At 70.3% G+C, this 26,083-nt stretch carries 21 protein-coding genes, 1 other RNA gene and 1 pseudogene; 12 read left to right on the forward strand and 11 right to left on the reverse strand.

Features of this window, described 5'->3' with window-relative positions:
- Window positions 1-89: 89 nt before the first annotated feature.
- A complete protein-coding gene (locus AB0K05_RS17400; protein WP_364230041.1) occupies window positions 90-1,613 on the reverse strand; it encodes a PH domain-containing protein in 1,524 nt (507 codons plus the stop codon).
- A gap of 695 nt (window positions 1,614-2,308) precedes the next feature.
- A complete protein-coding gene (locus tag AB0K05_RS17405; protein ID WP_261808402.1) occupies window positions 2,309-2,830 on the reverse strand; it encodes a PH domain-containing protein in 522 nt (173 codons plus the stop codon).
- Window positions 2,831-2,925: 95 nt separating this feature from the next.
- On the opposite strand from AB0K05_RS17405, the gene AB0K05_RS17410 reads away from it, so the two are divergent.
- From AB0K05_RS17410 to AB0K05_RS17430, 5 genes are all read left to right on the forward strand, one after another.
- On the forward strand, window positions 2,926-3,888 hold the full coding sequence (locus AB0K05_RS17410; protein ID WP_271275921.1) for an ATP-binding cassette domain-containing protein: 963 nt from the start codon (window positions 2,926-2,928) through the stop codon (window positions 3,886-3,888).
- Window positions 3,889-3,896: 8 nt separating this feature from the next.
- Window positions 3,897-4,697 (forward strand): ABC transporter permease, encoded by an 801-nt coding sequence (locus tag AB0K05_RS17415; RefSeq protein ID WP_148030291.1) that lies wholly within the window; start codon window positions 3,897-3,899, stop codon window positions 4,695-4,697.
- Between the two features lie 748 nt (window positions 4,698-5,445).
- A complete protein-coding gene (locus tag AB0K05_RS17420) occupies window positions 5,446-5,988 on the forward strand; it encodes a YbhB/YbcL family Raf kinase inhibitor-like protein (protein WP_345482509.1) in 543 nt (180 codons plus the stop codon).
- Window positions 5,989-6,291: 303 nt separating this feature from the next.
- Window positions 6,292-7,632 carry a hypothetical protein gene (locus AB0K05_RS17425; RefSeq protein WP_271275922.1) on the forward strand — a complete coding sequence of 447 codons (1,341 nt, stop codon included), beginning with the start codon at window positions 6,292-6,294 and terminating at the stop codon, window positions 7,630-7,632.
- A gap of 131 nt (window positions 7,633-7,763) precedes the next feature.
- The gene (locus AB0K05_RS17430) at window positions 7,764-9,929 is read left to right on the forward strand and encodes a SulP family inorganic anion transporter (protein WP_364230045.1); all 2,166 of its coding nucleotides are present in this window, start codon (window positions 7,764-7,766) and stop codon (window positions 9,927-9,929) included.
- A 209-nt stretch (window positions 9,930-10,138) separates the two neighbouring features.
- Here AB0K05_RS17430 and AB0K05_RS17435 read toward each other — a convergent pair whose 3' ends face one another.
- From AB0K05_RS17435 to AB0K05_RS17445, 3 genes are all read right to left on the reverse strand, one after another.
- Entirely contained in the window at window positions 10,139-10,813 is a 675-nt protein-coding gene (locus AB0K05_RS17435) for a hypothetical protein (protein WP_364230047.1), read from the reverse strand.
- A 78-nt stretch (window positions 10,814-10,891) separates the two neighbouring features.
- Window positions 10,892-11,791, reverse strand: a complete 900-nt coding sequence (locus AB0K05_RS17440) for a bile acid:sodium symporter family protein (RefSeq protein ID WP_219543114.1) — start codon at window positions 11,789-11,791, stop codon at window positions 10,892-10,894.
- Window positions 11,792-11,894: 103 nt separating this feature from the next.
- Entirely contained in the window at window positions 11,895-12,947 is a 1,053-nt protein-coding gene (locus AB0K05_RS17445) for a TetR/AcrR family transcriptional regulator C-terminal domain-containing protein (protein WP_271275925.1), read from the reverse strand.
- Window positions 12,948-13,093: 146 nt separating this feature from the next.
- Here AB0K05_RS17445 and AB0K05_RS17450 point away from each other — a divergent pair, with 146 nt between their 5' ends.
- Both AB0K05_RS17450 and AB0K05_RS17455 read left to right on the forward strand, forming a co-directional pair.
- The gene (locus AB0K05_RS17450) at window positions 13,094-14,191 is read left to right on the forward strand and encodes an FAD-dependent monooxygenase (RefSeq protein ID WP_364230049.1); all 1,098 of its coding nucleotides are present in this window, start codon (window positions 13,094-13,096) and stop codon (window positions 14,189-14,191) included.
- 680 nt (window positions 14,192-14,871) lie between these two features.
- A complete protein-coding gene (locus AB0K05_RS17455) occupies window positions 14,872-15,003 on the forward strand; it encodes a hypothetical protein (RefSeq protein ID WP_364230051.1) in 132 nt (43 codons plus the stop codon).
- A gap of 224 nt (window positions 15,004-15,227) precedes the next feature.
- Here AB0K05_RS17455 and AB0K05_RS17460 read toward each other — a convergent pair.
- A pseudogene (locus tag AB0K05_RS17460) lies at window positions 15,228-15,563 on the reverse strand (ATP-binding protein); the annotation flags it as partial.
- A gap of 430 nt (window positions 15,564-15,993) precedes the next feature.
- On the opposite strand from AB0K05_RS17460, the gene AB0K05_RS17465 reads away from it, so the two are divergent.
- Window positions 15,994-16,788, forward strand: a complete 795-nt coding sequence (locus AB0K05_RS17465) for a site-specific integrase (protein ID WP_364230053.1) — start codon at window positions 15,994-15,996, stop codon at window positions 16,786-16,788.
- A gap of 341 nt (window positions 16,789-17,129) precedes the next feature.
- Here the strand turns inward: AB0K05_RS17465 and AB0K05_RS17470 are convergent, their stop codons facing one another.
- The 5 genes from AB0K05_RS17470 to AB0K05_RS17490 all read right to left on the reverse strand — a co-directional run bounded on the left by AB0K05_RS17470 (window position 17,130) and on the right by AB0K05_RS17490 (window position 21,165).
- A complete protein-coding gene (locus AB0K05_RS17470; RefSeq protein ID WP_364230055.1) occupies window positions 17,130-17,444 on the reverse strand; it encodes a hypothetical protein in 315 nt (104 codons plus the stop codon).
- A gap of 351 nt (window positions 17,445-17,795) precedes the next feature.
- An RNA gene (gene rnpB, locus AB0K05_RS17475) (RNase P RNA component class A) lies at window positions 17,796-18,197 on the reverse strand.
- A gap of 172 nt (window positions 18,198-18,369) precedes the next feature.
- Window positions 18,370-19,584 carry a bifunctional RNase H/acid phosphatase gene (locus AB0K05_RS17480; RefSeq protein WP_271275932.1) on the reverse strand — a complete coding sequence of 405 codons (1,215 nt, stop codon included), beginning with the start codon at window positions 19,582-19,584 and terminating at the stop codon, window positions 18,370-18,372.
- 28 nt (window positions 19,585-19,612) lie between these two features.
- Entirely contained in the window at window positions 19,613-20,353 is a 741-nt protein-coding gene (locus tag AB0K05_RS17485) for a C4-type zinc ribbon domain-containing protein (protein ID WP_148030279.1), read from the reverse strand.
- A gap of 2 nt (window positions 20,354-20,355) precedes the next feature.
- On the reverse strand, window positions 20,356-21,165 hold the full coding sequence (locus tag AB0K05_RS17490) for a Nif3-like dinuclear metal center hexameric protein (protein ID WP_271275934.1): 810 nt from the start codon (window positions 21,163-21,165) through the stop codon (window positions 20,356-20,358).
- Window positions 21,166-21,285: 120 nt separating this feature from the next.
- On the opposite strand from AB0K05_RS17490, the gene AB0K05_RS17495 reads away from it, so the two are divergent.
- From AB0K05_RS17495 to AB0K05_RS17510, 4 genes are all read left to right on the forward strand, one after another.
- Window positions 21,286-22,716, forward strand: a complete 1,431-nt coding sequence (locus AB0K05_RS17495) for an NAD(P)/FAD-dependent oxidoreductase (RefSeq protein WP_345482508.1) — start codon at window positions 21,286-21,288, stop codon at window positions 22,714-22,716.
- Window positions 22,717-22,796: 80 nt separating this feature from the next.
- Complete coding sequence (locus AB0K05_RS17500) at window positions 22,797-23,819, forward strand: membrane dipeptidase (RefSeq protein ID WP_345482507.1); 1,023 nt, start codon at window positions 22,797-22,799, stop codon at window positions 23,817-23,819.
- Between the two features lie 9 nt (window positions 23,820-23,828).
- The gene (locus AB0K05_RS17505) at window positions 23,829-24,560 is read left to right on the forward strand and encodes a GNAT family N-acetyltransferase (protein WP_345482506.1); all 732 of its coding nucleotides are present in this window, start codon (window positions 23,829-23,831) and stop codon (window positions 24,558-24,560) included.
- A gap of 48 nt (window positions 24,561-24,608) precedes the next feature.
- On the forward strand, window positions 24,609-26,042 hold the full coding sequence (locus AB0K05_RS17510) for an Nramp family divalent metal transporter (RefSeq protein ID WP_364230059.1): 1,434 nt from the start codon (window positions 24,609-24,611) through the stop codon (window positions 26,040-26,042).
- The last annotated feature ends 41 nt before the right edge of the window (window positions 26,043-26,083 follow it).

The following is a 26,083-nucleotide window of genomic DNA, read 5'->3' on the forward strand; positions in this document are numbered from 1 at the left end:
TTCACCGTACGCGTGACCCGGCAGTCCTGACCGCTGACAAGAAGTGCCTCTGAAGGGCTGCCCGTGCCCTGTCACACCCGGGGCAAGGGTCAGCCGGTGGACGGAGGATCGGAGGGGGTGTGCGGGTTGAGGAACGGGGCCAGCCACTCGGGTGTCACCTCGGCGGGGAAATCCCTGCCCTGGGCTTCGGAGACGTCGATGGCCGAGTATCCGCCCTTGCCGGCGCCGGCCCCCACCGTCAGGGTGAGGACGCCCGCCCGCCGCTGGAACCACGTCTGGTGGAGCCGCCAGCCCACCACGGCGCGGCGTTCCACCACGGCCGTCGACCGTCTGAGCGAGCCCGAGCGGACCGCCACGCGATCGCCGTCGTAGCCGTGACCGAGCGAGCGGTAGCGGTCGAGGCCCAGGGGAACGCCCAGGGCGGCCATGACGAGGGAGACCACGAGCAGCACCCACCACACGGTCAGCCCTGTCAGCAGGAGCAGCAGACCGGCCAGCGCCGCCGGGACGAGCCACGGGAAGACGGCCCTGAACAGGCGGCGGTTGCCGGCGACCGGCGGGTGGGGCCGCAGCTCGGCCTGGTAGGGGCCGATGGCGTCGCCGGTGACCGCCGTGGCGTCCGCGCGGGGGACCACCGGCAGGAGCTGCCCGCGGGTCCCTGAGTCGCCGAGCCCGGTCACGATGGCCCAGGCGCGGACGACACCGGCCCAGCGTTCGGCGAGGCCGTCGACGATCTCGTAGCCGCGCACCCGCCGGGACTCCAGCGACACGCTGCGCCGGTTGATCAGCCCGCGTTCGGCCACCAGGTAGCCGTCGCGCCGCTTGAGCCGGAAGTCCCAGTTGAAGACCGCGTACATGACGCCGCCCGCGATCGGCATCGCCACGATCAGCAGCACCATGGCCGCCACCAGCAGCGAGGGGCGCTGCCACAGCCATTCTCCGACGCTCCATGCGGCGTTGCGGCCGAAGCCGAGGTCGTCGCCCCACTGGAAGGCCAGGCCGACGGCGCCGCCCGCGAGCGCGAACGGGGTCAGCAGGTAAGCGCCGGACAGCGGCCCGTACAGCAGCCACCTGCGCGGGACGGCGAAGATGACCCGCTCCGCCGGCACCCCCTCCGCGTGCCTCTCCTCCTCGGGCCTGACGGTGGTGGTGGCCTCGGCGCGGGCGCGGCGCAGCAGGAGGGGTTTGAGCCGTTCGGCCTCTCCGACGGTGACGCCGTCGAGGGTGGCCTCGCCGTCACCCCCGCTCGCGCCGGTGTCGATCTTCAGGACGGCCAGGCCGAGAAGGCGGTGCATGGGCGGGGTGGACACGTCGACGCCGCGCACCCGTTCCAGCGGGATGGTGCGGATCGAGCGGCTGATGAGCGAGCGCTTGATCTCCACCCGGTCGCCGGCGATCTCGTACGTGAACGTCGCCCATCGGATGAGGGCGAACACCACGGTCCCGACCAGGCCGAACGCCGCCCAGAGGTAGGACCTGGGCGAGAACCCGCCCACCACCAGCACACCGACCAGGGGCACCAGCAGCGAGGGCAGCATCCGTACGGGATCGATCAGCAGCACCTTGGGGCTCAACCGCAGTGGCACCGAGAACGGCCCCGGCAGTCCTCCCACATACGACCCTCCAGCAGACGCGTACGGCCCACCAGGAGACGCACCGCCCCCGTACGGCCCACCAGGAGACGCATACGGCCCCTCAGGGGATCCACCCCCGTAAGGCGCCCCACCCGCACCGGACCCGGCCTCCCCATGCGGACCCACCTCAGAGAGGCTGCCCTCACGAGGCGGGGTGTCATCGCAGGGTGGAGTGCCCTCCCGAGGCGCGGCGTCCTCCCCAGGCGCGACGCCCTCACGGAGTGGGGTGTCCTGGTGGAGGCGGACGTTCTCGCGAAGCGCGGTGTCCTCGCGAGGCGCGGCGTCCTTGCTGGGTGCTTCGTCCTCGCGGGGTGGAGTGCCCTCCCGAGGCGCGGCGCCCTCTCGGGGTGCACCCTCGCGAGGCGCGGCGTCGCGAGGCGCGGTGTTCTCGCGGACCGCAGCGTCCTCGCGGGGTGCGATGTTCTCGCGGGGTGGAGTGCCCTCCCGAGGCGGGGTGCCCTCTCGGGATGCGGCGTCGCGAGGCGCGGCGTCCTCGCGGGGTGCGGCGTCCTCGCGGGGTGCGGCGTCCTCGCGGGGTGCGGCGTCCTCGCGGGGTGCAGGGTTCTTATGAGGTGTCTGCTCGGTGGGGTCGGCGCTCGGGGCCGGGATGTCCTCGCCGGGAGTCCTCTCGGGCGGGGGGTCGGCGGGCGGCTGCGGGTGGCCGGTGGGGCCGGTCATGTCGCGTCGTCCCTGAGCTGCTCGGCGCGGTGCGCCAGCGCCTCCGCGAGCTCCGCCGCCACCCGGAAGTCCAGCCCTTTGATCGTCGACGACCCGGCGTGGGAGGCGGTGCGGATCTCCAGCGTCGCCAGCCCCAGCATCCTTTCCATCCATCCCTGCCCCTTGTCGACGGTCTGGATGCGGCTGACCGGTACGAACACCCATTCCCTGGACAGGAACCCCTGCCGGGCGTAGACGACGTCACCGGAGAGCTCCCACCGGTGCACCGCGTACCGCACGAACGGCTCGGCCAGCAGGAACGGCGTGGTCAGGACCGCCACCGTGACCGGCAGCAGCCACGGCCGCGCGGCGAACCACTGCGGCACCCACGGCCAGCCGCTGCCACCGACCCAGCCGGCGACCAGCACCGACCCGCCGACCAGCAGCACGAACCCGATCAGCGCCTCCAGCAGCCAGAGCCCGCGGGCCCGGGGCGAGACGCGGTTGGCGGGATCGCGCAAAGGACCTGATGACGTCACAAGGCCAGCTTAGGGCTCGTGGCATATCGCTGATCTGTCACCGGTGTCCGGATCCGGATCCGAAGAATGTCGGTGGGCTCAGGCAGAGTGTCCCCATGACGGGGAACCACTACGCGATCGAGGCCGAAGGCCTGGTCAAACGTTACGGGGAGACCAGGGCGCTCGACGGCGTCGACCTGGCCGTGCCGCCCGGCAGGCTGCTGGGCGTGCTGGGCCCCAACGGCGCGGGCAAGACCACCGCCGTGCGCGTCCTGGCGACGCTGCTGACGCCCGACGCCGGCCGGGCGTCAGTGCTCGGGTTCGACGTGACGAGTCAGGCCCACCAGGTGCGCTCGCTGATCGGGCTGACGGGCCAGTACGCGGCGGTCGACGAGATGCTGACCGGCGTCGAGAACCTCGTGATGATCGGCCGGCTGCTGGGCCTGTCCAGGCGTGAGGCGCGCGGGCGAGCCACGGCCCTGCTGGAGCGGTTCGACCTGTCCGACGCGGGCGGGCGGGCCGCGAAGACCTACTCGGGAGGCATGCGCCGACGGCTCGACCTGGCGGCGAGCCTGGTGGGCAGCCCTCAGGTGCTGTTCCTGGACGAGCCGACGACCGGCCTCGACCCGCGCAGCCGCACCGAGCTGTGGGGCGTCGTGCGAGGGCTCATGGCCGACGGCGTGACCGTCCTGCTGACCACCCAGTATCTGGAGGAGGCCGACCAGCTCGCCGACGACATCGTGGTGTTCGACCACGGCAAGGTGATCGCCTCCGGCACGTCCGACGAGCTCAAGGCCACCACGGGCGCGCAGGTGCTGGAGGTGCGGCCGATGGCCGGACACCAGGTGCCGGTGGTGTCGGAGGTGGTCGAGGAGATCGTGGGCGAGGTTCCGGAGGTGTCGGGCGGGCGGCTGACCGTGGCCGTGCGCGACCCCGCCGTAGTGCCGGCCGTGGTCCGCCGCCTCGACGACCTGGGGATCGTCGCCTCTGAGCTGACGCTGCGCAAGTCCAGCCTCGACGAGGTGTTCCTGGCGCTGACCGGGCACCGCGCGGAGGAGCCGGCCAAGGACGACGAGTAGGCCTACGCGTGACCGCGACCACGTTGCCGGCGCCGCCCAGGCGGGTGAGCCCCGGCGCCACCGTGAGCCAGACCCTGACGCTGGCCTGGCGCAGCCTGGTGCAGATCAAGCACAACCCGTGGGAGCTGCTCGATCTCAGCATCCAGCCGATCATGTTCCTGCTGCTGTTCACGTACGTGTTCGGCGGCGCGATCTCCGGATCGACCGGTGACTACCTGCAGTTCGCGCTGCCCGGGCTGCTGGTGCAGAACGCCCTGTTCTACACGCTGTCCACGGCCATCGGCCTCAACACCGACATCGCCAAGGGCGTCTTCGATCGGCTGCGCAGCCTGCCGATCGCGCGGTCGGCGCCGCTCGCGGGGCGGATCATCGCCGACACGTTCAAGCAGGTGTGGGCGTTCGCGTTGCTCATCGGCTTCGGCATGGTGCTGGGGTTCCGGGTGACGACCGGGGTGACCGGCCTGCTGGGGGCGCTGGCGCTGCTCGTGGTGGTGGCGCTGGCCATGTCGTGGATGTCGGTGCTGATCGGGCTGACGGCGTCCAATCCGGAGAAGGTGCAGATGTTCTCCTTCTCGGTGATGATGCCGCTGACGTTCACCAGCAGCGCGCTGGTCAACCCCGACACGTTCCCCTCCTGGCTGGCGGCGTGGGCGGGGGTCAACCCGGTGACACATCTCTCCGACGCGATCCGGGGCCTGCTGATCGGCGGCGAGGTGGCCCGGCCGGCGCTGATCTCTTTGCTGTGGGCGGCCGGGTTCATGGTGGTGTTCGCGCCGCTGGCGATCAGGGTCTTCCGGCGGCGGGCGTGAATGATCTTATTCACGCCCGGCGATCCGAGGCTGACCATCCGGTTCTCCGGCGGCGGGCGGGCGTTGGCATGAACCCTTCCCTCAACCGACGAAGCCGGGCATTCAGACTGCCGTTCGGGCATCGCTCGGGAGGCACTGACCGCCCGGTTCTGAAGAAGGGACGACCTTCCGAGCCATCCTCTCGGACGCCCGGCGTCCCACCGGAAACCATCCTCAAGGCGGGTAGCTCCCAAGCGCCCCCGGAGGCGACGCGGCGCGCGTCCGTCACGCCGCTCGACCCGTGGCCGGATCGAGCAGTATCGAATCAGCCGGCCGGATCGCGTACGGATCGGTCAGTGGTTGTCGTCGTTGATCGGCGAGGGCTTCGGGGGCGTTTTTTCGGAGGGTGGTTCGCGGGCGCGGAGGCGGTGCCCGCGGCGTTTTTCGCGCCGCGGGCGGCATCCGGTCGTCCCAGAAACGGGCGATCAGCCGGTCCGGCGGCGCGGGGTGGCCCGCGTCGAGAAGCGGCAGGCCAGACACGGCGCGGAGGCGGTGGTAAGTGATCTTGGCAGGCGGGACGTCTCGCCCCCGCTTCCCCTGATCGAGGACGGCGGAGCTCGCGACCGCGCCCGCCGTCACCCCTCTGCCGCTCCGGCCGGTGGCGGATTTGCCGGGCTTTACCGGCCACCGACCCTTCCGAAACGGTCGGCGCATGCCCGAGACGCGCGTAGCATCGTGCGGCATGGGGCTGTGTAACAGGACGAGGCGAGTGCGACGTGCCGCCGTCATGGTGACGGCGGTGGCGTCTGTGCTCACCGTGTCCGGTTGCGGCACCATCATCGGCACGTCCGAGGCGCAGGAGATCGCGCGGATCAACGTCTCGAGCCCCGATCTGCGCGAGGGCAGGCCGCTGCCGCGGCAGTTCTCGTGCCAGGGCAGCCAGGGCAGCCCGCCGCTGCGCTGGTCGAGCCGGCCTCTTGAGGAGGCCGAGACCGTCGCGATCGTCGTCGACTCCAACTCCGCCGAGTCGTCAGGTGTCTACTGGGTGCTCTACAACATCCCGGCCACCACGACCGAGCTGGGGCCCAACGCCGCCGAGAGCCCCCCGGAGGGGTCCGGTCAGGCCAAGGTCACCAGCGGCAAGGCGGGCTACGAGCCCCCTTGCGTGGGCAAGGGCACCTACCGTTTCAGCGTCTACACGTTGAGCGGGAAGGTCGACGTGGAGGAGGGCGCGTCCCTTTCCACGGTCCTGAAGAGGATCGCGGATCGCACCATCGCCCGTGGCCGGCTCACGGCGGTGAACATCGAGTGAGACGGACGACACGGAGCGTAGTTCTGGTTACCAATTCTTCACTTAGGGTGTGACAACGCTCGTCGTGGTCCGACAGAATCAGATCCAATTGTTAGGTGCTGGTGATCAAAGGGGGCAGGTCGCGTCGATGGCCGCGCGATCTCACCGGTGCCGAAGGCAGGCCATGGCTTTGAGGGTGGTGCAATGACTGCGGTCGTAGTGAGCTTGGTCGCTGTTGTGCTCCTCGTGCTTGTCGTCGTGGCACTGGGCATGCGTTCGATGAATCGCAGGGAGAGCTCGCTTCCTCCTGAACGTCTGAAGGAGATGGCCGAGAAGGAGGAGCGGACGGTCACCCGCTCCACTGATCAGTTCGCGGCCGCCGAGCCGAAGATGACCAAGTTCAGCCCCGACTTCAGCCCCATCGACGAACCGAAGCCCAAGCCGGTCCGCACCGGCCAGCGGGGCAAGCGGGGCGTCGACGAATGGGGCAACCCTCGCTCGGACGACGACGACGAGGAGTTCTGGGCCAACATCCGCAGCGACGCCGAGGAGGGCGGGTTCGGCGCCGGCGGCACGGTCGCGGCCCGCAAGGCGGCGTCCAGGCCGGCCGAGCGCGAGAGTGAGCCGGCTGCCAGGGACCGTTCCACCGAGACCCAGCGCCCCGCTCCCCGTCGCACCAGGCCCACCCCGGTCGACGCCACCGCCGTCGACCCCAACGCGGCCACCGTCCAGGCTCCGCTGCCCCAGCGGCCGGCGAAGGCCCCGAGCCCCGCCGCCGCCGGTCTGGCCGACCTGGTGGAGCCGGTGCAGCATCCCGCGCCGTCCGCCTCCGACCTGGCCGACCAGCGCACGGTCACGTTCTCGGCGCAGACGTCGGACGTGATGAGCATCCTCGGCGCGGGCGCCCAGCCGGTGCCGTCGCCGCGCCCCGACGCCCGGCAGACCGGCGGCTCCCGCGCGGCCCAGGGCCGCGGCCAGAGCCGCGCCCAGAGCGCCCCCCAGCAGTCCACCGGCGGATACGCCGCCGCGCCCGGCGCGGGCAGCGGCTCCTTCCCCGCGGTCGACCCCGCCTCCAGCGGCTCCTTCCCTGCCGTGCCCGCCTCGCCGATCAACGCCGCGCCGACCAGCGACCCGTTCCCCGCCTACAACGGGGGCTCCCCCGCCGCCGGTCCGGGCGGCTCCTGGCCCGCGCAGCCCGCCGCCACCGCGTCCGGAGGCTGGCCCGCCACCCCGTCGCCCGACATCCTCGACGACCCGGCGCCCGGCGCCACGAGCGGCTCCTGGCCCGCTTTCCAGGAGCCGCAGCAGCCGTACCGCTCCTCCTACGAGGTGCGCGCGGGCTGGGCGGTGGCCGACGACTCCGACGCCCTGTCCGGGCCCTCCCCCGCGAGCGCCGCCCCGGCCGCGCCCGCCAGGCCCGTCCCGGCCTACGACGACGTGCTCGCCGCGCCGACGTCCACGCCGATGCCCGCTCCGTCGCCGCAGTCGTTCGCGTACGAGACCGGCGACTTCGCCAACCCGGCCACCTCCCAGGCGGCCTGGCCCGCCCCTCCGGCGAACGCCGGTTACGGCGCGGACACGTACGGCGCGGCCGAGACCGGTCGCGACGGCGGCGGTCACCGGCGCACCACGCCCGAGCAGGAGTTCCCCGACTACTACCGCTGATCGGCGTCGCGGGAGCGAGACAGGAATCCGTAAAACCCCTAGCGGGCCACTCAAATGAGGGTCGGCCCCGCTAGGGTTTGCGCATGGTCCGCCTTACGCAGAGTAGCCTGCTGAGCACACTCCGCCATGATGTGCCCGCTTCGATCGTGGTCTTCCTCGTCGCGGTGCCCCTCTCGCTGGGCGTCGCGATGGCCTCGGGCGCCCCGCTCGCCTCAGGGCTGATCGCCGCCGTGGTGGGCGGCGTGGTCGCGGGCGCGCTGGGCGGCTCCGCCGTCCAGGTGAGCGGCCCGGCGGCCGGCCTGTCGCTGGTGGTGGCCGACCTGGTGCAGACCTACGGCTGGCGGGCCACCTGTATGATCACCTTGCTGGCGGGGGCGGTGCAGCTCCTGCTGGGGGTGTTCAGGGCGGCCAGGGCGGCGCTGGCGGTCTCCCCCGCGGTCGTGCACGGCATGCTGGCCGGGGTGGGCGTGGTGATCGCGCTGTCGCAGCTGCACGTGGTGCTCGGCGGCAGCCCGCAGCGTTCGGCGCTGGCCAACATCATCGAGCTGCCCGGCCAGCTCGTCGACCCGCACGGCCACAAGATCGCGGTCGGGATGCTGACGATCGGGGTGCTCGCGCTCTGGCTGCGGCTGCCCAAGCAGGTCAAGGTGGTGCCGGCGCCGCTGGCGGCGCTGCTGGTCGCGGCGGTCACGGCCTGGGCGTTCGGCTGGGACGTCACCCGCATCGACCTGTCCGGCGCGTTCACCGAGTGGACGTTCCCGGTGCTGCCGCAGGGCGACTGGCACATGGTCGTGGCGGCGGTGCTGCTGGTGGCGCTGCTGGCCGGGGTGGAGTCGCTGCTGTGCTCGGTCGCGGTCGACAGCATGCACACCGGGCCGCGCGCCGACCTCGACCAGGAGCTGACCGGGCAGGGCGTGGCCAACATGGTGTCAGGGGCGCTGGGCGGGCTGCCGCTGGCGGGCGTGATCGTGCGGAGCACCACGAACGCGCGGGCGGGCGCCCGCAGCCGGGCCTCGACGATTCTGCACGGGGTGTGGGTGCTGGTGTTCGCGATCGGATTCGGGTGGTCGATCCAGCTGATCCCGGTCGAGGCGCTGGCGGCGCTGCTGGTGTTCATCGGCGTGCAGATGGTCAATCTGGGCCACATCCGCAAGGTCCACGGCCATGGCGAGGTGCCGGTCTACATCGTGACCATGGCGGCGGTGATCCTGCTCGGACTGGCCGAGGGCGTGCTGTTCGGGCTGGCGCTGGCGGCGCTGATGGCGCTGCGCAGGCTGACGGGGGTGACGGTGCGGACGCGGCAGCAACCCGACGGCCGCTACCACGCGACGATCTCCGGTTCGCTCACGTTCCTCGGCGTGCCGAGGCTGACGCAGGAGCTGCGCGCCATCCCCGCCGGGGCGCCCGTGGACCTGGACCTCAACATCGACTTCATGGACAACGCCGCCTTCGAGGCGATCCACGCGTGGCGGCTGGACCACGAACGGCTCGGCGGCACGGTCGACATCGACGAGCTGCACGACGAGTGGTACGCGATGGCGGCCAGCGGGGTGCGCATGTATCCGGCGAAGACCCTGTCGAGCGGCCCCGACCGGTCGTGGCTGCCGTGGGCGCACCGCCGCTCCCGCGCCTCGCAGCGGGTGGAGCCGCCGCACGGCACGCCCGGCCAGGCCGACTGCCGGCTCACCGAGGGCGCGCGGGAGTTCCACCGGCGCACGGCTCCGCTGGTGCGGCCCATCTTCACCGAGCTGGCGCGCAAGCAGCAGCCCACGCACTTGTTCATCACGTGCGCGGACTCGCGGATCATGCCGAGCCTGATCACCGCGAGCGGCCCCGGAGACCTGTTCACCGTGCGCAACATCGGCAACCTGGTGCCGCGCCGCGGGACCGAGCCGCACGACGACTCGATGGGGGCGGCGATCGAGTACGCGACGCAGGTGCTGGGCGTGCACACGATCACGGTGTGCGGCCACTCGGGCTGCGGGGCGATGGCGGGGCTGCTGAGCGGCGGGGTGAAGGCGGGCAGCCTGCCGTCGCTGCGGCGCTGGCTGCGTCACGGCAACCACAGCCTGGCGAGGTTCATCGAGACCGCGGGCGACCGGCTCGACGCCGACGCGCTCGACCTGCTCTGCAAGGTCAACGTGCAGCAGCAGCTGGACAACCTGCGCACCTACCGGAAGGTCGACGACCAGGTCCGCGCGGGCCGGCTGAAGCTGGTGGGACTCTACTTCGACATCGGCTCGGCGCGGGTGCACATGCTGCCGCCGGTGTCGTCCTCGCTCTCCGTGAAGGCGTGAGCCTGGGGCGTCCGTTCTGCGTATTCCTGCACAGACTCGACCGGCCGGCCGGGGTTAGCGTGCGGGGTACGCGAGGTGGCGCTTCGCGGAGGTCCTGACTCCCAGGGGCCGGGAGGGCGGAGGCGCCCGCCGCCGAGCCGCGTCCCCTGACGAGGGCCGCCGGCGGCGGGACCACCGCCTCCGCCCTTCACCGCGTAAGTCCCCGGGTCTCAGGCGTCGGCCCGCACGGCCGCCGGATAGTACGCGGCCCATGCCGCGTCTCCCATGCGCAGGATCTTCAGCCCTGTCCAGCCGAGGCCGATGACGGGCAGGGCCCAGAAGACCGCTGTCAGCGGTCCGTACGGCACCGGGAAGGACAGCACGTACCCGCCGGCGACCAGCGCGGGAACCCACCAACCGACGAAACCGGCCCGCCACACCGCCGCCGTCAGCAGGGGCAGCCCGAGGGTCCCGAAGAGCAACCATGGCAGCTGGAAGCCCCAGATGACGCCGGGCAGGCCGAGCATCTCCTCCATGATCCGCTGTGACTCCTCCGGCTGGTACCGCTGTCCCAGCCACCACTCGACGGGGTCGCTCATCAGCAGGGCCGAGGCCGAGATGTAGCCGACGACCGTGAGGGCGCCGGTCACATGGCCGAAGGCGGTGGCCTTGCGCCGGGTGAGATGGATGAGCCCGAGGGCGGCCAAGGCCATGAGGATCCAGCTCCAGTGGTAGAGCACCGACTGGAGCTGGGCCAGCGCCGGGTTGTCGCCGAAGCTGACGGCTTCCCTGTCGTCGCCCCAGGTGCCGGGGTCGACGACGACGGCGACGGCCTGGAGCAGCGGGGCCAGGATGAGCAGGATGCCCGCCGCGGTGCGGCGGAAGGTCACGGGGTTGCCTAACATTCCGCCCAAGCTAGGGCGCGGACGCGCCGGTGGTCGTCCTCCTGACGGCTGACCGGCGGTCGCCTTCCCGGCGGACGCTCAGGCTTCCGCCGGCAGGCGCTCCTCGGGTTCGGCGAGGCCGGCGCGGCGGCGTACGAGATAGCCGAAGACCAGTGTGGTGCCGAACATCAGCACCCCGTAGACGGCGGGCGGCACCGCCATCGTCGAGTTGGCCAGCAGCGAGGGGCTCAGCGCGATCGTGATGGCCAGCGTGCTGTTGTGGATGCCGATCTCCATCCCGGACGCGATGGCCTGCCGCCGCTCCACCTTGAACAGGCGGGGCAGCCAATAGCCCACGGTCAGGCTGATCACGCTGAACAGCAGCGCCACCAGCCCGACGGCGGCGATGTAACCGCCCAGCCGCTCCCGCTCCTGCACGATCGCCCCGACGATGACCGCCGCCAGCACCAGCGCCGACAGGATCCTGACCGGCTTGTCCATCCGGTCGGCGAACCGCACGCTGAGCCGCCGTACGAGCATGCCGATCACGACCGGCACCAGGACGATCGCGAAGACCTGCACCACCTTGTCCGCCTGCAGCCCGATGTCCTGGCCGTCGCCGAGGAAGTGGTTCAGCGACAGGTTGACGACCACGGGGAGCGTGAAGGCGGCCAGCACCGAGTTGACGGCGGTGAGGGTGATGTTGAGCGCCACGTCGCCGCCGAACAGGTGGCTGTAGAGGTTGGCCGTCGTCCCGCCGGGTGAGGCGGCGAGCAGCATCATCCCGACGGCGAGCAGCGGGTCCAGGCCGAACAGCACGACCAGGCCGAAGCAGGCGGCGGGCAGCACGAGCACCTGGGCGACCAGGGCCACGATCACGGCCTTGGGCCGGGTCGCCACGCGGGCGAAGTCTCCGAGGGTGAGGGACAGCCCGAGCCCGAACATGATCAGTGCGAGCGCGGCGGGGAGCATGACTGTGGTGAGAACGGACTGCTGCATGGGGGGACCACCGTTTCTCGGGCCTGAGCAACCGCTGCCCCTGTCTAACAGCCCGGTGTCGGGCCGATCAAGACATCGATCTCATTCGTGACCTTCCGTGTTGTCAGGGCTCCTCCACGAGCACCGTCAGGCCGTCGAGGAGGGTGCGCAGGCCGAGCTCGAACAGCCGGTCGAGGTCGAGGTCGTAGCCGTCGCGGCCGAACGCGGCCATGAGCCGCGAGAAGGCCGGATAGGCGCCGGTCGCGGCGATCGACCCGAGGGCGGGCCCCTGGCTCTCCATCCACTGCTCCTCAGACAGGCCGGTGGCGGCCTCGGCCAGGACCTCGCGTTCGAGGTGGACGGCCAGGCCCTGGACGTGGCTGTAGATCACCACCTGGAGGTCCATCCTGGTCGTCTCGTCCAGGCCGAGGCTCTCCAGCCCGGCGAGCAGTTGCTCGCCGTGGGCCAGCAGGTTGGACAGCGGCAGCGGCCGGAAAAGCGAGTTGAGCTGGGCGAGCCACGGATGACGGCGATGCACCGCCCACAGGGTGCGCGCCGCGCGCTCGACCTGGGCCCGCCACCCGGCTCGCGGCTCGCCCGGATAGCCCAGCTCGCCGAACGCGGCGTCAGCCATGAGGAGGACCAGCTCCTCCTTGCCCGCGACGTAGCGGTAGATGGTCATGGTCGCCACGCCGAGCCGTGCGGCGACGCCGCGCATGGACAGCGCGTCCAGCCCTTCGGCGTCGGCCAGCTCGATCGCGGCGCGCACGACGCGGTCCCGGCTCAGCTCGCCGTCGGGCTGCCCGGACGGCCGCGGCCCACGCCGCCGCGGCTGGTCCCCGGGCTCGCGCGCCCGCGCCGGGGCACGCGCAGAGGCGGCGGTGTGATCACCCGCCTCTGCGGGATCGCGGGGCTGAGCAGGGTCGGGCGGCTCGGCGGGTCCGCGCGGCTCGGCGGGGGCGGCGACCACCGTGCCGGCGCGGGGTCTGGAGTGCACGAGCCCTTCGTCGCGCAGGCGGTTGAGGACCTTGGTGGCCGTGGCGAGCGCCACCCCGTGCTCCCTGGCGATCTGGCGGGTGGACGGCACCCGATCCCCCGGCCTGAGCCGGCCGTCGGCGATGCTCCGGCGGATCTCCGCGGCGATGCGCAGATAGGGCGGCCCGGTGGGATCGGTCACGACCTGCTCCTTCGTCCATCTGTACTAGCACAGAAACTAGCACAGCTCTCGCTGTCCTAGTACATAAACGCAGGTCAGAGCGTTGCACTCGAAATTAGTACGCTGTACATTCAGGTCCGCGAAGACCGCAACACAAGGAGCGAGACATGACCACCGTCCTCATCTCCGGCGCGAGCGTCGCCGGCCCCGCCCTCGCCTACTGGCTGCGCCGCCACGGCATCACCCCCACCGTCGTCGAGCGGGCGCCCGCGCCGCGCGCCGGCGGTCAGGCCATCGACATCCGCGGCGTGGCCCTCGACGTGGTCGACCGGATGGGCCTGCTGGCCCCACTGCGCGAGGTACGCACCCGGATGCGTGGCATGTCCATGCTGGACGGCGACGGCAACGAGATCATGCGGTCCACCGAGCACGCCATCAGCAGCGGCCGCCTCGACAACGACGACATCGAGCTGCTGCGCGAGGACCTGACCACCCTCCTGTACGACCGGACCAGGCAGGACGTCGAGTACGTCTTCGACGACTCGATCACCGCGCTGGAGCAGGACGAGCACGGCGTGCGCGCGACGTTCGAGAAGGGCGGGCCGCGGACCTTCGACCTGGTCGTGGGCGCCGACGGGCTGCACTCCACGGTGCGGCGGCTGGCGTTCGGCCCCGAGGAGGAGTTCGTCCACCACCTCGGCACCTACCTGTCGATCTTCACCGCCGACAACTTCCTCGGCCTGGACGACTGGCAGGTCTGGATCCGCGAGGGCCAGGCCGGCGGCGGCATCTACCCCGTGCGCGACAACACCGAACTGCGAGTCAACCTGGGCTTCGAGTCCGATCCCGTACCGTACGACCACCGCGACCTCGACGCCCAGCGCCGGCTCGTCGCCGAGCGGTGCGGCGGGCTGCGCTGGGAGGTGCCCAAGCTGCTCGCGGCCATGGAGACGGCGCCGGACTTCTACTTCGACGCCATGGCGCAGGTGCGGATGGACTCCTGGTCGCGTGGCCGGGTGACGCTCCTCGGCGACGCCGGCTACTGCGCCTCGCCGCTGTCGGGCCAGGGCACCAGCCTCGCCCTCGTCGGCGCGTACGTGCTCGCCGCCGAACTCGCCGCCGCCGACCACGCGACGGCGCTTATCCGGTACGAGACGCGCATGCGTCCCTTCGTCGAGCTCAACCAGGCGCTCGCGACCGAGAACCCGGGCGGGCCGGCCTCAGAGGAGTCACTCGACCGCGCCAAGAACGCCATCACCCTGTAGATGTCATCCGCGCGCATCCCGACGATGCGGCGCCCGCCCGCGCTCGGCCCGGTGGTCCGCCCATGGGTGTTGATCGCCACGATGATCCTCGAATCGCACGCCGTGACCGGCGCACCGCAATGCGTTCATGCGTTCGATAGCCGGGAGGCCCTGAGAAGCCCACACAGGGGCTCTCGCTCCAACTCCGAGATTCCGCTCGTAACTGCGCCAATAGAAAGAACTGCGGTAACCCCAGGTTACCGGCAGCTGCAAACGGCAAACAAAACGAGAACCGAAACGCGGATTCGATCCGCGATGCAAATGGCGTACGAAATACGGCGGCCAAAACGCAGTGCGCAGCGCGCTACCCTCTTCACCTGCGGATGTAGGGCAGCATGCTCCCCACTGCCAGCCGACCAAACCGGCGGCTCCACAATAGAGAGCACCGCTTTAAGATTGCGCTCTTCTAAGGCGGCGAGTAAACGTGTGTATTCGCTGCGGAGCGGGTTCAGATGGCCTAGGCTGAGGCGCGCAACACAAGAGCCCGACACCAGACGGGTGTCGGGCTCTGAGTGTCGTCCAGCCTGGGGCTGGAGGCGCACACTGGCGATCTGGACAATCCCAGTGTAGCGCCTCCATTGCATCGTGCCCCAGGTCCCGGCACCTTTCGACCGCACAGAGCCCAAAGGAGGACCTGGGACATGAGGAAGCTGGAAATTACCATCTCTATCCCGTGGTGGGTGATTCATGCCGCCTGGATGGCGGCGATCGCCACCCTCGCGGCAGTTGCCCTATTGAAGTCGGGTGCGGACATCAGCGTGAAGATAGGCTGATGCCACGTTGTGGCGGATAGGCCGTGACAAAGGCGGCAATCCCGAACTATGGGGAGCGACCGCCTTTGTTGCCTAAATGTCTCGAACCACTCTGCCTGTCCAGGTTACTCGTCCTCGGCTGACCCAGAACTCGAACCAGCCCACGCCAGGCGGCCGGCTCACCCATGCGAGCGGCCCAGGATTCTCCCCGACAGGGGGCCGCGTGGCTCCTTCTCATGTCATGCTCATCGCCAGCCCTCCGTACGAGGCAGCGCGAACCAGGTCGCCTTTCCCTCCACCTCAGGGCACGTGGCGAACCTCTGTGGGATGCAGCCGTAGAGCCCGGCCGACAGTTCCGCCACGATCAACAACCCCCGGCCGTTCTCGGCCTGAGCATCCGTACCCCGCAGCTTCGGGAGAACGGCCCCGGCGTCGACCACCATGCAGACCACTTCGGCTGGATCGACCCGTACCACCAGCTCATACGGCGCGGCACCGTACAGCACCGCGTTGGTGACCAGCTCGCTGACCATCAGAACCGCGTCGTCCACGAGATCCGGCCGCAGACCGACCAGCAGGAGCGCACGGCGGAGAAGGCGCGGGCGTCCCCCACCGCCCGCGCGTCATCGCGAAGCCGCCAGACCAGGCTCCGCCCGAGAGAACTTGAGTGCGCCGCGACCTCAGGCGCCACTGATCTCATTGGGTCCCGCGGGTACCCGCAGGCGAATGGGCCGTCCACATCTGTGTCCACAAGGTAGCCGTCCTTACCGTGGTCCGGAGCTGATGGCACGCTCATCGAGCATGGCCAGTCCCGGCCCGGCTGGATACGACCCGCTGTCGCACTTCCGTTGCACTTCCGTAGGCCCTCGGTAACTCTGCGTGCTTTCATGGCCGTGGAAGGGAGCGGCGACGTGACGACGGTGCATGAGTGGACCGGCCGCGAAGCGCATGCACTTCGTCTCGCCTTGCGGATGAGCGTGCGGACGTTCGCCCAGCACAGTCTTCGGCCTGGTGCCCTTGGTCGCCATCCGGCCCACCGCCGTGCAGGGCTGGGTGAAGGATTTGCACGTCAAGGGCCTGACGCCGCGGACGATCGAAACCATTTATGTGATCTTCTCCAGCATCATGCGTGGTGCCGTACGGGACGGCATGATCCGTCGCTCGCCCTGCGTCGACATCCGCTTGCCAGAGGCGGATAAGACCACGATCCGGCTCCTCTCCCCTGCCGAAGTGATCGCGCTCTACCGTGCGATGCGGCCCGAGTTCGCGCCGCTGGTCCTCCTCGGGGCTGCGGCCGGCCTACGGCAGGGGGAGGCACTCGGTCTGACCGTCGATCGGGTCGATTTCCAGGAAGAGATGCTGCGGGTGGACCGGCAGATTGTGGTGATCGATCGGCGGCCGGTGCTGGCTCCGCCGAAAACGCGGGCGTCCGTGCGGGACGTGCCGATGCCGGCCGTGCTCGCTGACGCCCTGGCGAAGCACATAGATCGACGGAAGCCCAAGGACGCGCTATTCCGGACGTCGCGCGGCAACCTGATCCGGCGCGACTACTTCAACGCCGACGTCCTCAAGCCAGCGATCCTCGCGGCCGAGGTGCCAGCGGACATGACGTTCCACGATCTGCGGCACACCTTCGCCAGTACGGCGTTGGCTGAGGGCGTGCCTGTCTCTGAGGTGTCCCGGTGGCTGGGGCATGAGTCCATTACCACGACCGTGGACCTGTACGGTCACCTGGTGCCTGAAGCATCGCAGCGTGCGCGCACAGCTATGAACAAGGCGTTTTCAAAGGGGATTCAAGCACTCTGATCATCTAAGGAATGATCCTCAGGCCTCTTCTCGGAGGTCGTTTTCAGGCAGGTCGGCTAGATCAAGAATGCTGATTAGTTGGACCTCGGGAGGATCTTCCGCTGGCCAAAACCGAATCGTGATCACTAAGTCTGTTCGCGGCCAGATGGATATTGGTCGAAGGGTAGTTGGATCGTTAGCTTGATCTTCAGTCCAGTACCATCGATTCCGCCAGGCTCCGGTTCTGATGGTCTCAAGCACCTTTGCGACAAGCTGGTGATCTCCCTCCTTGCAGCTATCCGAGTTCCACCACTTCGCAAGTACTCGATCACTTCCCGCCTGGAGCCGGAGCTCCGCCATGGCTACTCCATGAGTCGGTTAAGCACCTCATTGATGTCCAGCGACCCACCAGAGCCCCCGTGATCTTTCGAAGCGCTCCTTACCGCTTCGGCATAATCGGGAATGCCGCGCAGACGAATGGTCGCGAGGAGATTGTTAGCGAAATGCACGAGGTGGTCAATATCCTTGGTTCGCTGGAAGGCCAGCGTTGCACGGTAGGTGCTACGTAGGAGCTCTCTCTGTTCAGCCGGTTTCAACCCATCAATTGTTGCCATAGCCCGTTCGACCGCTGGGTCATCATGTGAAACAGAACCGGCCGGGAAGAATTCCTCGTTCATGTTTCCCTACTCCGTTGTGTAGTTGACCTTTGGGTTTGATGCGAAGAGAGAGGGCTATTGATGCTCTCCGCACGCGAACAGGGTTACCAGAAGGGAACACCTTCCTATATTGATCACGGACGCCCCGGGATCGAACGCCTATTCGATGTGACAGTACGCCTGCGAGCCAACGCCATGCCAGAGGCGCCCACGGACCTTACCTTCGCGTAAGGGGCACCCGGCCGGCGCCTCTAGACCCATCCGCTAGGAGATGTAATCCGTCCTGCGCCCATGGGCGTCAGGCCGGAGTGCCCCCGATGTGCCCTGCGCATGCGCGCCGACGGTTCCATGCGAGGTCAGAGCAGCAAATATGGGACGAGCCGGCCTGTAGGCCGGGTTCTGTCCTTCGCCGAGGCGAAGGGGCGACCATCCATCTAGGGCCGTCGTTGCCGGCGGCCTCGAGCGGTCTACCCGTGCGCCTCGGGCGGGCAGCCCTCAAGCGGCGCACGCGGGACGGTCCCCGAGGGGAACGTCCCTTCTTGACCTTGCTCCGGGTGGGGTTTACCGAGCCGCCCACGTCACCGTGGGCGCTGGTGGTCTCTTACACCACCCTTTCACCCTTACCTCCCGGAAATCCGGAAGGCGGTTTGCTTTCTGTGGCACTTTCCCGCGGGTCGCCCCGGGTCGGCGTTACCGACCACCCTGCCCTGTGGAGCCCGGACCTTCCTCGGCGGGCCTCGTGAAGAGGCCCGACGCGGTCGCCCGGCCGGCTCGTCCGGTGTCGAGGTTAGCGCATGCAAGCGGTCCGCAACCAAATGACAAGATCCGCACGATGAGATGACGGGGTGTCATCGCCTGAGGGGGGCGGTGGCGCCAGGGGTCGTGCCGGGTGTTCTGGCGGCGCCCGGCACGACCGGCTCCTGGACTTGTACGAGAGCGCGAACCGTCAGCGGAGGTGGGCGGTGTCGTTGAAGGACTTCACCACCGGGTTGCCGTCGGCGTAGTGCTCGATGAGCGACAGGCAGGCCAGGTCCAGGTGCATCCGGTAGAGGGCGGCCGGGGGCGCGTCCAGGGCCAGGCGCAGCAGGGTCTTGATGGGCGTCACGTGGGAGACCAGCAGGACGGTGCGGCCCTCGTACCTGTCGATGAGGCGGCGCTGGGCGCGGGTGACGCGGTCGGCGACGGCGGTGAAGCTCTCGCCGCCCGGCGGGGCGACGTCGGGGTCGGCGAGCCAGGCGGCCAGCTCGGCGGGCCATCGGCGCTGGATCTCGGTGAACGTGTGGCCTTCCCACGCGCCGAAGTCCGTCTCCCTGAGGTCCTCGTCGGTCTCCACGTCCAGGCCGGCGCGCTCGGCGACGGTCTCGGCCGTCTGCCTGGCGCGGGTGAGCGGGGAGGTGACGACGGCGTCGAGCTTGTACGGGTCGCGCGTGAGCCTGTCGGCGGCCGCGGCGGCCTGGGCGAGGCCATTGGCGGTGAGCTCGGGGTCGCCGAGGCCGGAGAAGCGGCGTTCGACGGAGAGCGGGGTCTCGCCGTGGCGCAGGAGGACGAGCGAGGTGGCGACCCGGGTGGGCGGGGCCCAGCCGGTGCCCTTGGCGGTGCGCTGCTGGGCGGTGGCGACGGAGGCGGTGGGGCCCGACAGGTCGAGGAGGTCGGTCTGCTCCACCAGTCGGGCCTTCGGGGGTGAGGGCGCTTCTTCGGCGGGGCTTTCCGCGGCTGATCTCGCGCCGCCGGACTTCCAGGAGAGGCCCTGGGCGGCGGCGTCCATCGCTTCGTTGGCCAGGCGGTCGGCGTGCTCGTTGCGGGCGCGCGGGATCCAGGTCCACTCCGTCACCCGCAGCCGCCTGGCCAGCTTGCCCGCTTCGAGGGCGAGCGGGCGCAGGCCCTCGTGCTTGACCTTCCAGCGGCCCGCCATCTGCTCGACGACGAGCTTGGAGTCCATCCGCACGGCCACCCGCGCGCCCTCGCCGCCGACGTCGAGCGCCAGGCGGAGGCCGGCGATGAGGCCGCGGTACTCGGCGACGTTGTTGGTGGCGACGCCGATGGCCTCGGCCGACTCGGCGAGGGCCCGGCCGTCGGCCGCGTCGCGGAGGACGGCGCCGTAGCCGGCCGGGCCGGGGTTGCCGCGGGAGCCACCGTCGGCCTCGACGATGTAGGCGGTCACTCTTTCCTCTCAGCGCGGGGGGACGGGGTCACAGGCCCGACTCCGCCGTGCGGACGAGGATGCGGCGGCACTCGTCGCAGCGCACCACCTCGTCGGCGGCGGCGGCCTTGATCTGGTTCATCTCGGCGATGGACAGCGCCACCTTGCAGCCCTGGCAGCGGCCGCCCTGCAGCATGGCGGCGCCGACCCCGTACTGCTCGCGCAGCTTGTCGTACAGCTTGAGCAGGTCGGCGGGGATGTCGCCGACGACGGCGGCGCGGCGGGACCGGACCTCGCCCGTCTCCTTGTCGATCTCGGCGAGGGCGGCGTCGCGGCGGGACTCGGCGTCGGCCAGGGTCGCCCTGGCCTCGTCGCGCCGGGTCTTGAGGTCGGCGGCGCGGGCGTCGGCGGCCTCGCGGCGCTCCATGATCTCCAGCACCACCTCTTCGAGGTCGCTCTGCCGCTTGTTCAGGGAGACGATCTCGGACTGGAGGCCGGCCAGGTCGCGCGCGGAGGACACGGCGCCGGAGTCGAGACGCTGCTGGTCGCGCTCGATGCGGGTGCGGACGGTGTCGACGTCGCTCTCGGCCTTGGTCTGCTCCCGCGCCAGGTCACCGGCCTCGGTCTCGGCCTCGATGACCTCGGTGGCGTGCTTGGCGTAGCGTTTGGACTGGTCGTCGATCTCCGCCAGCTCGGGCAGGCTGCGGCGGCGGTGGGCCAGCCGGTCGAGCGCGGAGTCGAGCTCGGCGAGGTCGAGGAGCCTCTTCTGGACCTCGGGGGCTGCTTTCATGATCAATATCCTCTTGTCCAAGCATCGGTGACCGTGGCGGAGACACGTGTCTCAACGTTAACGCCCCTGGCGGTGAGGATGGACGCGGCGGTGTCGAGCCAGGGCCATTCGGTGGCCCAGTGGGCGGCGTCGATCAGCGCGGGCCCGCCCGCCTCGACGAACTCGCTGGCCGGGTGGTGGCGCAGGTCGGCGGTGAGGAACACGTCCACGCCCGCCGCGCGCGCGGTGGCCAGGAGCGAGTCGCCGGCGCCGCCGCTGACCGCGACGCGCGAGACGCGGCGGGACAGCGAGCCGGCGACGCGGATGCCCCAGGCGGTGGCGGGCAGCCCGGCGGCGGCCTGGGCGGCGAACTCGCCGAGCGTCAGCTCCTCCGGCAGGTCGCCGACGCGGCCCAGGCCGCGCCACGGGTCGTCGGCGAACGGCTGCAGCGGCACCAGGTCGCCGGTCAGCCCGACGGCGCGGGCCAAGGCGTCGGAAACGCCTGGGTTGGCCACGTCGGCGTTGGTGTGGGCGGTGAACAGGGCGATGTCGTTCTTGATGAGCCGGTGGACGAGCCTGCCCTTGGGCGTGGTGGCGGCGACGGTGGTCGTGCCGCGCAGGTAGAGGGGGTGGTGGGTGACGATCAGGTCGGCGCCCCACTCCACGGCCTCGTCGGCGACGGCGGCGACCGGGTCGACCGCGAACAGCACCTTCTCCACTCCCTGGGCGGGGTCGCCGCAGACCAGGCCCACGGCGTCCCAGGATTCGGCCCGGCCGGGCGGGTAAGCCGCCTCCAGCACGTCGATCACGTCGGTCAGGTTCCATGCAGCCACCAGGGCAGACTATCGGCCGGCGCGATCTCCGTCGGTCATGGCGGCGAGTGTGGGCGAGGGGTGGGCACTGAACCTGGTTCGGCGTAATGTAAGTGGATCCTGACTCGGTGGAGGGGTGGCATGACACCTAGGGTCGCGATCATCGGCGCGGGCTTCGGCGGATTATGCATGGCGATCCGGCTCGAACGCGCCGGGATCGGCTCGTACACGATCTTCGAGAAGGCGGGCGGGCTGGGCGGCACGTGGCGGGACAACAGCTACCCCGGCGCGGGCTGCGACATCCCGTCGCATCTGTATTCGTACTCGTTCGAGAAGTACGCGAGCTGGACCCGGAGATATCCGGAACAGCCGGAAATCTTGGGCTATTTAGAACACTGCGCCGACAAATACGACGTCAGGCGAAAAATCAGGTTCAGCACCGAGGTCACCGACGCCACCTTCGACGGCTCACGGTGGCAGCTGACCGCCTCGGGCACCACCGAGGCCTTCGACGTCCTGGTCATGGCGGTCGGCCAGCTCAACCGCCCCCGCCTGCCCGACATCCCCGGCATGGACGACTTCGCCGGCACGTCCTTCCACTCCTCCCGCTGGGACCACTCGCAGGATCTCACCGGCCGCAGGGTCGCGGTGATCGGCAGCGGCTCGTCGGCGGCCCAGCTCATCCCGCCCGTCGCCCGGCAGGCGGAGCGCCTGGAGGTGTTCCAGCGCACCCCGAACTGGGTGATCCCCAAGCCCGACGCCACCTTCAACGCCGCGGTCAGGCTGGCGTTCCGGTTCGTGCCCGGCCTGCAGCGCGCCTACCGCGAGTACATCTACCGGTACGCGGAAGCCACGCTCTACCCGGCGCTGGCCCGCGGCTGGAGCGAGGACCTGCTGCGCAGGCGCGCCCTGAACCACCTGCGCGACCAGGTGAAGGACCCCGAACTGCGGGCCAGGCTCACCCCCGACTACCCGCCGGGCTGCAAGCGGGTGGTCATCGACAGCCGCTTCTACCCGGCCCTGACCAGGCCCAACGTGGACGTGGTGACCGACAAGATCGTGCGCATCACGGAGAAGGGCGTGCAGACGACCGAGTCGGTGCACGAGGCCGACACGATCGTGTACGCGACCGGATTCCGCAGCACCGAGTTCCTCGCCCCGATGCGGGTCACGGGCCGCGACGGCGTGGACCTCGCCACCCGGTGGGCCGGCGGCGCGGAGGCCTACCTGGGCATCGCGGCGCCGGGCTTCCCGAACATGTTCCTGCTGTACGGTCCCAACACCAACCTCGGGCACAACTCGATCATCTACATGATCGAATGCCAGGTGAACCACATCATGAACTGCCTGCCGCACCTGTCGGACGGCCGCCGGCTGGAGGTGCGGCCGGAGGTCATGGACGCCTGGCGCCGGCGGCTGGACGAGGCGATGGGGCGCATGGTGTGGGGCGACGGCTGCCGGAGCTGGTACAAGACCGCCGACGGCCGGGTCACCAACAACTGGCCGGGCACCACGATGCTCTACCGCAGGCTGACTGCCAAGCCCCCGCGCGCCGCCTACAGGGAGGTTTGAATCCGCCGACCAAGAAGGGGGCCGGAGCTCGTGCGGACCGACATGGCGGCGGCGCGGGCCCGCGCGGTAGCGTCCGCCTCATGACGTCTTCCCTGCACCGTCGCTCCGTCGTCGCCGACACCCACAACGACCTGCTGATGGCGGTCTCGGCCAGGCCGCCCGAGCGCTGGGCGGCGTTCTTCCGCGAGCGCTGGCTGCCCCAGCTCAAGGAGGGCGGGGTGCGGCTGCAGGTGCTGCCGGTCTTCATCGACGACCCGTACCGTCCCGAGGGCGCGCTGCGGCGGACGCTGCGCATGATCGAGTGCGCGCACGTGATCGCCGAGGGGAACGCGGGCGACGTGCGGCTCTGCACGGACGCGGCGGGCGTCGACGCGGCGCTGGACGACGGGCTGATCGCCCTGGTGCTGGCCATGGAGAGCATGCCGGGGCTGGACGCCAGCGTCGAGCTGATCCCCACCCTGCACCGGCTGGGCGTGCGGATCGCCTCGATCGCCCACTGGGGCCGCACCCCGCTGGCCGACGGCAGCGGCGAGGACGCCACCGGCAGCGGGCTGACCTCGCACGGCGTGGCCGCGCTGCGCGAGATGGAACGGCTCGGCATGATCTTCGACGTGTCCCACCTGGGCGCGTCGGGCGTGGCGCACGTGCTGGAGCTGGCCACCCGGCCGGTCATGGCGACCCACTCCTCCGCGCGGGCGCTGCGCGACCACCACCGCAACCTCACCGACGAGCAGCTGCGCGGGGTGGCCGCCACCGGCGGGGTGATCTGCGTGAACTTCTTCGCCGGGTTCCTCACCGAGCACGAGCACGAGGCGACGCTCGACCACCTGCTCGACCACATCGAGCACGTCGCGGGCGTGGCCGGGATCGACCACGTCGGCCTGGGCCCGGACTTCATCCGCGAGGTGATGGCCGACGTGATGCCGCCGTGCGAGGAGGTGAGCTACGGCGTCGACGTGCTGGCCGCCATCCCCGGCCTGGAGGGCCCGTCGGGGCTGCCCATGGTGACCGAGGGCCTGCTCGGGCGCGGCCTGCCGGAGAAGGACGTGCAGAAGATCATCGGCGGCAACGTGCACCGCTTCCTCACCGGCACGCTCGGGTAGACCCACCAGGTGGAGATACACGAGCTGCGCCGGTTGGAGGAGTTCCACGCGGCGTACCGGCTCTTCGACGACATCTGGCACCCCGACCCGCGCAACCCGCCCGTCCCGGTCGAGCTGATGATCGCCTTCGCGCACGCGGGCGGCTACGTCGCGGGCGCCTTCGAGAGTGGCCGGCTCGTGGGCGCGTCCGTCGGGTTCCTGGCGGCGGACCGGGCCCTGCACTCGCACGTGACCGGCGCGCTGCCGGGGCGGGGCGCCGGGTCCGCGCTCAAGCTGCACCAGCGGGAGTGGTGCCTGCGGCGCGGGCTGGAGCGGATCACCTGGACGTTCGACCCGCTGGTCCGCAGGAACGCCTGGTTCAACCTGGTCAAGCTGGGGGCCAGGCCGGAGGCGTACCTGGAGCGGTTCTACGGGGTGATGGCCGACGAGATCAACGAGGGCGACGAGTCCGACCGGCTGCTGGCCGTGTGGCGGCTGGACCGGCCGCCGGGCACGGCGGTGGAGGCCCGCTACCCCGCCGTGCTCGCCGACGCGGGCGGGCGGCCGCTGGTCAAGCCGGCCGAGGGGCGCACAGTGCTGGTGGCGACGCCGCCCGACATCGAGACGCTGCGGGGGCAGGACCCCGGCGCGGCCCGGGAGTGGCGGCTGGCGACCCGCGAGACGCTGGGCGGGCTCATGGCGGCGGGCGCGCGCGTAACCGGTTTCACCCGTCACGGGGAATATGTCGTGGAGCGGAATTAACCGGGTAGTTCCAATTCCGTTACGGATGCCTGTCATAAGGAGATCCGCATGACGGAGTTCACCCCCACGGTCCCCTCCCGCGTCCTGCCGCCCGTCACCGTCCGCGACCTTCCCCCGCCGCCCCGGTCGGCGTGGCCCATCATCGGCCCCGGCCTGGTCGGCGCGGGCGTCGGACTCGCCTCGGGCGAGTTCATCCTGTGGCCGTACATCGCCTCCCAGGTCGGTCTCATCTTCGTCTGGGGCGCGCTGATCGGCATCATCACGCAGTGGTTCATCAACATGGAGATCGAGCGCTACACGCTGGCCACCGGCGAGACCGCGCTCACCGGGTTCAGCCGGTTATGGCGCCACTGGGGCCTGGTCTTCGTCCTCATGACGCTCTGCTCGAACCTCTGGCCCGGCTGGGTCACCACCTCGGCCACCATGGTCACCTACCTGACCGGCACCGGTGAGGGCAGCGTGCGGTGGATCGCCATCGGCATGCTCGTCGTCATCGCGCTCGGGCTGACGCTGGCGCCGGTGATCTACACGGTGCTGGAGCGGGTGATCTTCATCAAGATCGCCCTGGTGCTCACGCTGATCGTCGTGGCGATCGTGTTCGCGATCAACGCCGACGCCTGGGCCGGCCTCGGCCGCGGTCTCACGGTCGACGCGAGCCTCCCCGTACCGCCGCTGGAGTTCGCGCTGCTCATGGGCGCCATCGCGTACGCGGGCGCAGGCGGCGGGCAGAACCTGTGCCAGAGCAACTGGATCCGCGACAAGGGCTTCGGGATGGGTCTGTACGTGCCGCGCCTGGTCAGCCCGGTGACCGGGCAGGAGGAGGCGGCGCCGTCGACCGGTTTCCAGTTCGCGCCCACCAAGGAGAACCTCGCCCGCTGGCGGCAGTGGTGGCGGGTGGCCAACATCGAGCAGGCGTCCACGTTCGCGCTGGTGTCGTTCGTGACGATCGCGCTGATGTCGATGCTGGCGTACTCCACCGTGTTCGGGCGGCCGGGGCTGGAGAACAGCATCGACTTCCTCGGCGTCGAGGGGCAGGTGCTGCAGCAGACGGTCGCGCCGTGGTTCGGCGTCCTGTTCTGGGTGATCGGCGCGCTGGCGCTGTTCGCCTCGGCGATGGGGATCGTGGACTACACCTCGCGGCTGGTCGCCGACACGATCAAGACCGTGTATCTCCGGGGGAAGCAGGTCACGGAGAACCGGGTCTACTTCGCCGTGGTGTGGGCGCTGGCGCTGACCGGCATCGTGATCCTGCTGCTTGGCTTCGACCAGCCGCTGGTGCTGCTGGTGCTGTCGGCGAGCTTCGCCGCGGTGATGATGTTCGTGTACTCGATCCTGCTCATCTGGCTCAACCGGAAGGCGCTGCCCGCGCCGATCAGGATCCGCTCGTACCGGCTGGGGGCGATGGTGTGGTCGATCGCGTTCTTCGGGACGCTGACCGTGCTCACGCTGATCCAGCAGGCGCAGCGGATATTCGGCGGCTGACCGCTGAACGAGGAACCGCGCTTTCCGCGATAGGGGGCAGA

The organism is Nonomuraea sp. NPDC049486 (assembly GCF_040676925.1).
Lineage (GTDB): Bacteria > Actinomycetota > Actinomycetes > Streptosporangiales > Streptosporangiaceae > Nonomuraea > Nonomuraea ferruginea.

Excerpts from the sequence above, each read along its gene's own strand:
- AB0K05_RS17410 (WP_271275921.1), top strand. The coding sequence starts at position 2,926 with ATGACGGGGAACCACTACGCGATCGAGGCCGAAGGCCTGGTCAAACGT.
- AB0K05_RS17425 (WP_271275922.1), top strand. The coding sequence starts at position 6,292 with ATGGCCGAGAAGGAGGAGCGGACGGTCACCCGCTCCACTGATCAGTTC.
- AB0K05_RS17435 (WP_364230047.1), bottom strand. The coding sequence starts at position 10,813 with ATGTTAGGCAACCCCGTGACCTTCCGCCGCACCGCGGCGGGCATCCTG.
- AB0K05_RS17440 (WP_219543114.1), bottom strand. The coding sequence starts at position 11,791 with ATGCAGCAGTCCGTTCTCACCACAGTCATGCTCCCCGCCGCGCTCGCA.
- AB0K05_RS17450 (WP_364230049.1), top strand. The coding sequence starts at position 13,094 with ATGACCACCGTCCTCATCTCCGGCGCGAGCGTCGCCGGCCCCGCCCTC.
- AB0K05_RS17455 (WP_364230051.1), top strand. The coding sequence starts at position 14,872 with ATGAGGAAGCTGGAAATTACCATCTCTATCCCGTGGTGGGTGATTCAT.
- AB0K05_RS17470 (WP_364230055.1), bottom strand. The coding sequence starts at position 17,444 with ATGAACGAGGAATTCTTCCCGGCCGGTTCTGTTTCACATGATGACCCA.
- AB0K05_RS17485 (WP_148030279.1), bottom strand. The coding sequence starts at position 20,353 with ATGAAAGCAGCCCCCGAGGTCCAGAAGAGGCTCCTCGACCTCGCCGAG.
- AB0K05_RS17495 (WP_345482508.1), top strand. The coding sequence starts at position 21,286 with ATGACACCTAGGGTCGCGATCATCGGCGCGGGCTTCGGCGGATTATGC.
- AB0K05_RS17500 (WP_345482507.1), top strand. The coding sequence starts at position 22,797 with ATGACGTCTTCCCTGCACCGTCGCTCCGTCGTCGCCGACACCCACAAC.
- AB0K05_RS17510 (WP_364230059.1), top strand. The coding sequence starts at position 24,609 with ATGACGGAGTTCACCCCCACGGTCCCCTCCCGCGTCCTGCCGCCCGTC.